The sequence below is a fragment of the Nocardia stercoris genome, from assembly GCF_003696265.1.
GTDB lineage: Bacteria > Actinomycetota > Actinomycetes > Mycobacteriales > Mycobacteriaceae > Nocardia > Nocardia stercoris.
The window spans coordinates 441388-451107 of sequence record NZ_RFFH01000001.1 but is presented as its reverse complement, the minus strand read 5'-3'; the positions used below and the strand labels follow the sequence as shown (position 1 = coordinate 451107).

The window sequence follows — 9720 nt, the reverse complement described above, 5'->3', positions numbered from 1 at the left end:
GGCGCGTCGGCGTGGTCGTCCGCCGCCGGACTCCCGGGCGTATCCCCCATTACCGGTTCTCCAGCTTCTTCATCCGGTCCAGCACGCTGTCGGCGGTCGGGTTGCGCATCTCGTCGACGATCCGGCCGTCGCTGAGGAACACCACTCGGTCGGCGAAGGAGGCGGCGTGCGGCTCGTGGGTCACGATCACGACGGTCTGGCCGAACTCGTCCACGGCGGCCCGCAGGATCGACAGCACCTCGTTGGACGAGTGGGAGTCCAGGTTGCCGGTGGGCTCGTCGCCGAAGATGATGTCGGGCCGGCCGGCCAGGGCCCGCGCGCACGCCACCCGCTGCTGCTGGCCACCGGACAGTTCACTCGGCCGGTGCGACAACCGGTCCCGGATCCCGAGCCGGTCGACGACCGTGTCCAGCCACTGCTGATCGATGGACCGGCCGGCGATGTCGAGCGGCAGCGTGATGTTCTCCAGGGCGGTGAGCGTCGGGACCAGATTGAACGCCTGGAACACGAAACCGATCCGGTCGCGGCGCAACTGGGTCATCTGCTTGTCCGACAGGGAGGTCAGATCGGTGTCGCCGATGGCGACGACGCCGGAGGTGGCGGCGTCCAGGCCCGCCAGACAGTGCATGAGCGTCGACTTGCCGGATCCGGACGGGCCCATGATGGCGGTGAACTCGCCGCGAGCGAAGTCCACCGATACCGCGTCCAGCGCGGTGACCTGGGTGTCGCCGGACCCGTAGAGCTTCACCAGATCGACGGCGCGGGCGGCCACATCGGTGGTCGCCGCGGTGCCGTCCGTCGGCACGGGGACGTCGGCGGGCGCGGTGACCGGAGCATCGGCTGTCATGGTGTCCAGTTTTGCCGTTCCGGGCGCGCTACGCCATCAGGATGTTCCCCCATCCGCCGGACGTGGGGTCCGACCGGCGCGGCGTGAACGCGACAGCTCCGGCGCGCCGCGAGTGTCGCCGCCGCGTCCGGGCGGTCCCGCCGGTTGCCGGTGGGCTGCCCCCGATCCCACCGCGGCGGGCCGCCGATGCCCTGATCAGGACGTCGCACGGGCACGACCACGCGTGCCGTCCCTATGCTGGGCGCCGTGCTCCTGCTGATATGTGCCCTGTTGATCGGATCGGCCGCTGCCGTGCTGGCCCGCCGCGGCGTGCTGCGCTGGGCGGGCGCCGCCGCACTCACCACTGTGGCGTTGCTCACAGCCGGGATCGTCGAGTTGACCGATGCCGTGGTCGAACACGACGGCGCCACCCGGATCGACCAGCCGGCCGTAGACTGGGTGCTGCCGCATCGGACCGGCTGGCTGACCCGCCTCGCGGTCGCGATCAGCGATCTCGGCGACACCACCACGATGGGCGCGGTGGCGCTGGTCGCCTGCGCCTGGTTCGCCTACCGCCGGCGCTGGCCGCAGTTCGCGGTGACCGCGGCCGCGGCGGCCGGTGCCGGGCTCGTGGTGGGGATCCTCAAGATCGCGGTGGGTCGCGCCCGGCCGCCGGTGGTCGACCATCTGGTCACCGAGACGAACCAGTCCTTCCCGTCCGGGCACACCATGGGCTCGACCGCGGTGGTCGGGGTGCTGACCGCGCTGACCGTATTCGCGCTGCGGCGCCGGGCGGCCCGGGTGGCGGTGATCGCCGCGGCGGCGGTGTTCGTCGTCGCGGTCGGGCTGTCGCGGCTGTATCTGGGCGTGCACTGGCCCACCGACATCATCGCGGGCTGGGCGCTCGGCACGGTGGACCTGATCCTGTGCCTGACCCTGTATCTACGGTTCGTCCGGCACACCGAACCGCGGATGGTCGCTCAGCCGGCGTAGGTGGCGAGGTGCGCGCCGATCAGGGAGTGCACCTGGGCCGGGGGCGCCATCGACGACGAGTTCGACGTCGCACCGATGATCATCAGGACGACGAGCAGCACGATCACCGCCACGATGATCAGACCGATGATCAGACCCGTGTTCGACTTGCGCTGTGGGACGGGCGCGCCGCCGATCCGCGGCGGCATCCCCTGCTGGTACGGATAGGTCGGCTGCGGCGGGTACGAGGTCGGCGGCTGCTGATACACCGGCTGCGGGGTGGGCGTGGCCGGCCGCGCGACCTGCGGCATCTGCCCCTGCGTGGGCTGCGGGAACTGGCCCTGGGTCGGCTGCGGCAGCTGGCCCTGGGTCGGCTGCGGGAACTGGCTCTGCGTCGGCTGCGGGAACTGGCCCTGCGTGGGCTGGCCGTAGGTGGGCTGCGGCATACCGGTGCGCGACGGCTGGTTCTGCAGCGGATTGGCCGGGCCGGTGGCGGGCCGGACGTTCGGCATCGGCGGCGCGGTGGCCGGACGGCCCACCAGCGGCATGGCGGGCGCGCTGGGCGAGGCGAACGCCCGGCGGGCGGCGGCCGCAAAGTCGGCACAGCGCGCGAAGCGGTCGTCGGGCCGCTTGGCCATGGCCTTGGCCAGCACCGCGTCCAAGGCGGGCGGCAGCCCGGCACGCACGGTGCTCAACGCGGGCGGCGGGGACTGCAGATGGCCACGGATGACCGCCGCCGGGTTCGCGGCCGGGAACGGCCCGGTGCCGGTGAGCAGCCAGAACAGGCTGCACGCCAGCGAGTACTGGTCGGCGCGGCCGTCGAGAGAGGCACCGGTGAGCTGTTCGGGCGAGGCGTAGGCCAGGGTCGCGGTAAAGGTACCGGTCTGGGTGAGGTGGCCGCCGTCGTCGCGCAGTCGCGCGATACCGAAGTCGGTCAGGTACACCCGCTCGCCCTTGCCGCCGGTCGAGCGCGCGAGCAGCATGTTGGCGGGTTTCACGTCGCGGTGCATGACACCGTTGCCGTGCGCGTAGTCGAGGGCGTCGGCGACCTCGGCGATGATCTGCACCGCGCGTTCGGGCGGCAGCGCCTTCGGGTCGACGCTCGCCCCGTCGATCCCGTCGATGTACTGCATCGAGATCCAGAGCTGGCCGTCCTCGAGACCGCGGTCGTACACGGTCACGATATTGGGGTGGTCGAGCTGGGCGACCAGGTCGGCCTCGCGCTCGAAGCGGGCCCGGATCTCGGCGTCGGCGACCATCTCGTGGTTGAGCAACTTGAGCGCGGTCATCCGCGGCAGCCGAGGGTGCTTGGCCAGATAGACCGAACCCATCCCGCCGCGCCCCAGCTGGCGGTCGATGACGTAGCCTGCGAAGACATCCCCGTCGGAAACCATGCGTGCTCTCACTTTCCGTGTCGCGCACCGGGAACCATAGCAGCCGGGAACGACCGCCACACTGATGCCGGTTCAGGCCGTTATCGCGCCGGGCGGCCGGTCGGTTATCACGGCGGCCGCGATCGTGTCGGTGCCTGCCTATACCCTCGGTGCATGCGTATTGGAGCTCACGTCCGGCAAGACAGTGACCCGATCGGCTGGGGCGAGCAGCTGGGGGCCGAGGTCATCCAGATGTTCGTGGTCGACCCGCAGAGCTGGGCCAAACCGGAGCCGCATCCGCTGGCCGAGCAGATCAAGGCCAGCCCGATCGACGTGGTGGTGCACTCCTCGTACCAGATCAATGTGGCCTCCACGAACAACCGGCTGCGGATGCCGTCGCGGCAGGCCGTGGCGCTGCAGGCGCAGGCCGCGGCCGAGCTGGGCGCGTTCGGCCTGGTCGTGCACGGTGGTCACGTGCGTTCCGATGCCGAGCTGGCGGCCGGAGTCGACAACTGGCGCAAGTTGTTCGAACGCCAGGCCGACAAGGGCGGCTTCGCGGTGCCGATCCTGATCGAGAACACCGCCGGCGGAAACCACGCCATGGCAAGGCATTTCGACGCCATCGGCCGATTGTGGGATGCCGTGGGCGAATTCGGTGCCGGCTTCTGCCTCGACACCTGCCACGCCTGGGCGGGCGGCGAGGACCTGGTCGGCATCGTCGACCGGATCAAGGGCATCACCGGCCGCATCGACCTGGTCCATCTGAACTCCTCCCGCGACGAGTTCGACTCCGGCGCCGACCGGCACGCTAACTTCGCCGACGGCACCATCGACCCGCAGCTGCTGGCCGAGGTGTGCCGCACGGCCGGCGCGCCGGTGATCCTGGAGACCCCCGCCGAGGGCGTCGCCGACGACCTGAAGTACCTGCGCGAACATCTCGGCTGAGCTTCCACCCAGCGGTGCTCACTTCTAGACTCCTGCTGTGACTCTGACGCTCGCCGATCTGGTCGGTTACACGGATCGGACGCTCGACGCCGATCTGGCCCGTTGGTTCCCCGACGCTCCGCTGGTGGAGGTGCCGGCCGACACCCGCCCGGTGACACCGTTTCTCGCTCGCCTGGCACCCGCGGACGCGGCGGCTCTGGCGGCGCTCGACCGGCGGGTGCGATCCGGGCGGATGCCGCAGTTCCTGGATGTCTTCTCCTGGTCCTACGGTTTCGACTTCGCCGGAAACGATTGCGGCATCCTCGATTCCGACTACGAGACGGTGGTCGGCGACGACGAGGTCTACTCGATCGGCGCCGACGGCGGCGGCAATCTGTACGTCGTCATGACCAATGGTCAAGTGGCGGTGTGGTTCCACGAGGAGGAGGTGCTCGAGGGCGGCACCCGCTTCGACAACCTCGACGTCTTCCTGTGGTCGTTCGCGCGCTATCGCGCGGTGCGGGACGGACGCCTGCCGCTGGCCGAGGTGGAGGCCGACTTCCGCGCGCTCGGCCAGGACGGCGCGCTCGAACCGGGTCTCGGGCTGCTGCGACTCATGCGGTAGCCGCCGATGTTGCGATCCCGCCGATTCTGATCCTGGCCGGACGCCGGTGCCGATGGTGTGCTGAGAACACCCCGATCCGCCGGCGAAAGGCCCAGCATGTCAACCATTTCCACCATCGAATCGGCCACCCTCGCCCCGGCCACCGTAACGGTGACCAAGCTCGGCAAGCACATCGGCGCGCGGGTCGACGGTGTACGGCTCGGCGGCCGGCTCGACTCCGAGACCGTCGCCGCGATCCGGGAGGCGCTCAACACCCACAAGGTGATCTTCTTCCGCGGCCAGCAGCACCTGGACGAGGAGGGCCAGTACGCGTTCGCGGAACTGCTGGGCGCCCCGACCACCCCGCACCCGACGGTGACCTCGCACGGCACCCGGACCCTGGCCATCGATTCGAACTGGGGCCGCGCCAACAGCTGGCACACCGACGTCACGTTCGTCGACCGAGTGCCCAAGGCCTCGATCCTGCGCGCGGTCACCCTGCCCGCCTATGGCGGCACCACGACCTGGGCGTCCACGGTCGCCGCGTACGAGGCGCTGCCGGAGTCGCTGCGTCTGCTGGCCGAGTCGCTGCGCGCCCGGCACACCAACCAGTACGACTACGCGGCCACCGAGCCGGCCCGGGACGAGAAGGTGACGGCCTACCGGGCCGAATTCGAGGGCACCCGGTACGAGACCGAGCACCCCGTGGTTCGGGTGCACCCCGAGACCGGTGAGAAGGCGCTGCTGCTCGGACATTTCGTCACCCAGCTGGTCGGCCTGTCCAAGACCGAGTCGCAGGCGGTGTTCCGGATCTTCCAGGACCGGATCACGCGCCTGGAGCACACGATCCGCTGGGACTGGCAGCTCGGTGACGTCGCCATCTGGGACAACCGCGCCACCCAGCACTACGGCGTGGACGACTACGACGCCGCCGATCACCGCTACCTGACCCGGATCACCCTGGCCGGTGACATCCCGGTCGGCGTGGACGGCCGGCCCAGCACGGTCGTCGAGGGCGACGCCTCGCATTATTCGATCGTCGAGCAGGCGGCCTGACCCGAATCCGTCGCGCTCCGCTGCCGTTGCTGTGCGGCTGTGTGCTCCCGGCACTGCGCGGCCGGGCACTGTGACAGCATCGGAGCATGACGGATTTGCCACTCGCCGGGGTTCGGGTGCTCGAGCTCGGCAATTACATCGCGGCGCCCACCGCGGGCCGGATCCTGGGCGACTTCGGGGCCGACGTGATCAAGGTCGAGCGGCCCAAGAGCGGCGACGAACTGCGGAACTGGCGGCTCTACGGCGGCGACACCTCGATGCTGTACCGCACGGTCAACCGCAACAAGCGCTCGATCACGCTGGATCTGGGCGCCGAGTCGGGGCGGGCCGTGGTGCTGGAGCTGATCCGGCACTGCGATGTCCTGCTGGAGAACTTCCGCCCCGGCACCTTGGAGAAATGGGGGCTGGGTCCCGAGGAGCTGAACGCGGTCAATCCGGATCTGGTCGTCACCCGCATCTCCGCCTACGGGCAGACCGGGCCGCTGAGCAGCCGGCCCGGGTTCGCGGCCGTGGCCGAGGCGGTCGGCGGCCTGCGGGAACTGGTCGGCGACCCGGACCGCCCGCCGGTCCGGGTCGGGGTGTCGATCGGTGATTCCATCGCCGGGATCTACGCGGCCTTCGGCACGGTCATGGCCCTGTTCCAGCGGGAGCGCAGCGCGGATCGGATTCCGTTGCCGCAGCGCGTCATCGACGTGGCGCTCAACGAGTCCATTCTGTCGGTGATGGAGTCGCTGGTGCCCGACTATCTGGCTTACGGCATCGTGCGCGAGCGGGTCGGTGGCCGAATGGAGGGCATCGCCCCGAGCAACGCCTATCCGTGCCGCGACGGCCGCAGCATCATCATCGGCGGCAACGGCGATGCCATCTTCCAGCGCTACATGCAGGTCATCGGCCGCCCCGATCTGGCCGCCGACCCCGAACTCGCCGACAATGCCGGCCGCTGGACCCACCGCGACCGGCTGGACGCCTCGATCGCGGAGTGGACCCGCACCCTGGACAGCGCCGAGGCGCTGCGCCTGCTGGAGGCCGCCGGCATCCCGTGCGGCCCGATCTATACCGCCGCCGATATCGCCGCGGATCCACAGTTGCGGGCACGCAACATGATTCAGGATTTCCCGGTCGATGTCGGCGCGCCGGAACCGAAATCGGTGGGCTTTCCCGGGATCGTCCCGGTGCTGGGTGGTCGGTCGCTGCCGATCCGCAGCGTGGGCCCCGACCTCGGCGAGCACACCCGCGAAGTGCTCACCGAACTCCTGGGCATGTCCGACACCGAGATCGACGAGCTGGTGACCCGATGAGCGCCCCGGTCACTCCCCCGTCGGCCGTGCTGTTGCGCGATGTCACGCTGCGCGACGGCCTGCAGCTGACCGGCAAGCTGCTGCCGGTGGATCGCAAGGTCGAAGTGGTACGCACCCTGCTGGCCGCCGGCGTGCCCGCGCTGGAGATCGGTTCGATGGCCCGCCCGGATCTGGTTCCGCCCATGGCCAACACGATGGAGCTGGTCGCCGCGCTCACGCCCGCGGAACTCGAACGCTGCTGGCTGTGGGTGGCCACCCCGCGGCACGTGGAGAAGGCGGCGGCGGCCGGCGTTCGGAACTTCCAGTACTGCTTCTCGGTCTCGGATGCCCACAACCGCGCCAATATCGGCCGCGACACCGAGGCCAGTGTGGCCGCCATGCCGGAGGCGATCCGGCTGGCCCACGCGGCGGGCGGATCGATCCAGCTCTGCCTCGCAACGGCTTTCACCTGCCCGTTCACCGGCGCGGTCGATCCGGCGCGCGTGCTGGCGATCGCGAACGACCCGCGGACCGACGGCGCCGCCGACATCGTGCTGGCCGACACTCTGGGCCAGGCGTATCCGGCGCAGGTGGGCGCCCTGGTGCACGCGGTGCGGACCGGAAGTCCGCGGCGCCGCATCGTCTTCCACGGTCACGACACGTGGGGGCTGGGAGTGGCGAATTCGCTGGCCGCGCTCGCGGCGGGCGCGGAGATGGTGGACGGCGCGCTCGGCGGCCTGGGTGGCTGCCCGTTCGCCCCCGGCGCGAGCGGCAATACCGCCAGCGAGGATCTGCTGTTCGCCACGCGCCCGGGCTGGTTCACGCCCGGGACGCTGGCCACCCTGGTCGGCCTGTCGGAGTCGCTGCTCACCGAACTGGGCGAACCGGGCCGGTCCCGCACGGCCGAGGGTGCCCGTTCGAAGGCCGATGCCTTCGAGTGGGTGATTCCTGGCTCCTAGCCGGGCGGGCTCACCAGCGTTGGACGAGTTCGATTCCCGTGATCAGGTCCGGTTCGATCCGGACCAGACGCGACCGGGAGCCGGGTAACCAGGGGTCGATCAACTGCTCGTAACGGCGCAGCTCGAGCGGCTCGTCGATCGGTTCGGCGGTGCCGGTGAGGATCACGCACCAGCCGAGCTGGGTCGCGTGGCTGATGGTGTCGGCCTCGTAGGCCACCACTTGGCGGCCGGTGGGCACCGGCACCAGGTTCAGGTTGGCGTAGATGATCAGCTGGTCACCGTCCACCAGGTGGTTGACGGGACGGATCATGGGCCGGGTGTGCCGGGTGAAGACGACCCGGCCGAAGCGCACGGTGGCCAACAGGCGTAGTGAGTCCGGATACGACAGCTCGCGAATTTCGCGTCGGCCCTGGACGTCCATACCCCATTATCGGCCGTTCCAACCGAAAGCGCTTGCGCTCTACCCACATACGTCGCAGTGATCACGAACCGACCAGCCGGGCCGGTAAATCCGCTGAGACTAGAGCTTCGCGTCGGCGCGCAGCTTGAGCAGGATCAGCGCGGCGGTACAGGCCAGGATGAGCCCGGCGACAGTGAGTTCGACTTTCAGTCCGGCCACACCGACTCCCGCGCCGGCCAGACCGCCGAGGAGGATCAGCCACGCGACCACACGCGCGACCACCGTCCATACCGGCCGTTCGGTACCCGTCCCCGACGACCCGTGTTGCTCCACGGTCCCGGAGGTGGATGTCGAATGGATTGCCATCATTCACTCCTCGAAGGCGCCCGGCCGTTGAGAGTTCGGCTCAGTCGGGAACGCGCCTACACCACTGTGCGGTTACTCGGCAGCTCCGGCAATTCGGAGCACCGATCATGTAACTTTGCTCACACGGTACGGGTTCGTTGCCGAATCTCCATACGACACGTCCGGGCAACACGCCGATGTTGCCAATTCGATATCTGAATAACAACTTTTTTACAAGGTTGCGGGTATTTTGCGCACTCTCGCTCCACGTCGCGTGGTAGGGCTCCCCTGGATTAAGGTGAGCCCCAATTGGACCCGGACGAGGAGACGCCGCCATGAGCGACCGTTATGAACGATTCGTGTGGCGTCGCGAATCGGAGGACAGTGCCGAGGCCGAGCAACGCGCGATAAAGCGCCGCGTCCAGGGCCTGGCCGGCGCCGCCGGGGCGATCTCGGTGGGCATGGTGCTGCTCGGCGCCTGCGGATTACGCCAGCACGACACCTACGTCCCGCCGCCGCCCCTGTCCGCGGACACGACCGGGGTGCCGGCGGCCGCCGCCCGGCCGGCCGCGCAGAAGACCACCACCGCCGCGGTTGTGATCCCGCCGTCCCCGTCGTGGAAGATCGCGCCGGTCACGGTGCCGCGGCACACCACCACGGACGCGCCGCCGCCCACCGGACTGCCGCCGGTCCCGGCACCCGACGACCAGCAGGTGGGGGCGATTCCGCCGCTGGCGGTCCCCGCACCGCCGGCGGAAACGCCGGTCGCACCGCTGACGACAGCACCGCTGTCCTCGCGGGTCCCGAACCCGGTGACGGTCACCGTCACCCGGGTGCCGGTGGTCACGACGACCTCCACACCGCCGACGACGACCGCCACCACCCCCACCGGTGCCGGGACCATCGCGACTACCGGCACCGGCACCGGGACCGACCTCAACTGACGCGACTCCGGTACAACTTTCCGCGCACCATTTCGTGCGC

At 69.9% G+C, this 9720-nt stretch carries 11 protein-coding genes; 7 read left to right on the top strand and 4 right to left on the bottom strand.

Annotated elements, in window-relative coordinates:
- Window positions 1-49: 49 nt before the first annotated feature.
- Window positions 50-847, bottom strand: coding sequence for an ABC transporter ATP-binding protein (locus EBN03_RS01840; RefSeq protein WP_122186067.1), 798 nt, complete (start codon window positions 845-847; stop codon window positions 50-52).
- Window positions 848-1093: 246 nt separating this feature from the next.
- Between EBN03_RS01840 and EBN03_RS01835 the strand changes: the two genes are divergently transcribed.
- Window positions 1094-1819: a phosphatase PAP2 family protein gene (locus EBN03_RS01835; RefSeq protein ID WP_158675506.1), complete on the top strand. Its 726-nt coding sequence runs from the start codon at window positions 1094-1096 to the stop codon at window positions 1817-1819.
- Here EBN03_RS01835 and EBN03_RS01830 read toward each other — a convergent pair.
- Window positions 1807-3192, bottom strand: a complete 1386-nt coding sequence (locus EBN03_RS01830) for a serine/threonine-protein kinase (RefSeq protein WP_122186065.1) — start codon at window positions 3190-3192, stop codon at window positions 1807-1809. The genes EBN03_RS01835 and EBN03_RS01830 overlap by 13 nt on opposite strands.
- Window positions 3193-3345: 153 nt before the next feature.
- Here EBN03_RS01830 and EBN03_RS01825 point away from each other — a divergent pair, with 153 nt between their 5' ends.
- From EBN03_RS01825 to EBN03_RS01805, 5 genes are all read left to right on the top strand, one after another.
- A complete protein-coding gene (locus tag EBN03_RS01825) occupies window positions 3346-4116 on the top strand; it encodes a deoxyribonuclease IV (protein ID WP_122186064.1) in 771 nt (256 codons plus the stop codon).
- 37 nt (window positions 4117-4153) lie between these two features.
- Window positions 4154-4720 (top strand): hypothetical protein, encoded by a 567-nt coding sequence (locus EBN03_RS01820; protein ID WP_122186063.1) that lies wholly within the window; start codon window positions 4154-4156, stop codon window positions 4718-4720.
- A gap of 96 nt (window positions 4721-4816) precedes the next feature.
- Complete coding sequence (locus tag EBN03_RS01815) at window positions 4817-5755, top strand: TauD/TfdA dioxygenase family protein (RefSeq protein WP_122186062.1); 939 nt, start codon at window positions 4817-4819, stop codon at window positions 5753-5755.
- Between the two features lie 86 nt (window positions 5756-5841).
- Window positions 5842-7053: a CaiB/BaiF CoA transferase family protein gene (locus tag EBN03_RS01810; protein WP_122186061.1), complete on the top strand. Its 1212-nt coding sequence runs from the start codon at window positions 5842-5844 to the stop codon at window positions 7051-7053.
- A complete protein-coding gene (locus tag EBN03_RS01805) occupies window positions 7050-7991 on the top strand; it encodes a beta/alpha barrel domain-containing protein (RefSeq protein ID WP_199742560.1) in 942 nt (313 codons plus the stop codon). The genes EBN03_RS01810 and EBN03_RS01805 overlap by 4 nt, the downstream gene beginning before the upstream one ends.
- Before the next feature lie 10 nt (window positions 7992-8001).
- Here the strand turns inward: EBN03_RS01805 and EBN03_RS01800 are convergent, their stop codons facing one another.
- On the bottom strand, window positions 8002-8412 hold the full coding sequence (locus tag EBN03_RS01800) for a pyridoxamine 5'-phosphate oxidase family protein (protein ID WP_122186060.1): 411 nt from the start codon (window positions 8410-8412) through the stop codon (window positions 8002-8004).
- A 99-nt stretch (window positions 8413-8511) separates the two neighbouring features.
- Complete coding sequence (locus EBN03_RS01795) at window positions 8512-8757, bottom strand: hypothetical protein (RefSeq protein WP_147471431.1); 246 nt, start codon at window positions 8755-8757, stop codon at window positions 8512-8514.
- 314 nt (window positions 8758-9071) lie between these two features.
- On the opposite strand from EBN03_RS01795, the gene EBN03_RS01790 reads away from it, so the two are divergent.
- The gene (locus EBN03_RS01790; protein WP_122186058.1) at window positions 9072-9680 is read left to right on the top strand and encodes a hypothetical protein; all 609 of its coding nucleotides are present in this window, start codon (window positions 9072-9074) and stop codon (window positions 9678-9680) included.
- The last annotated feature ends 40 nt before the right edge of the window (window positions 9681-9720 follow it).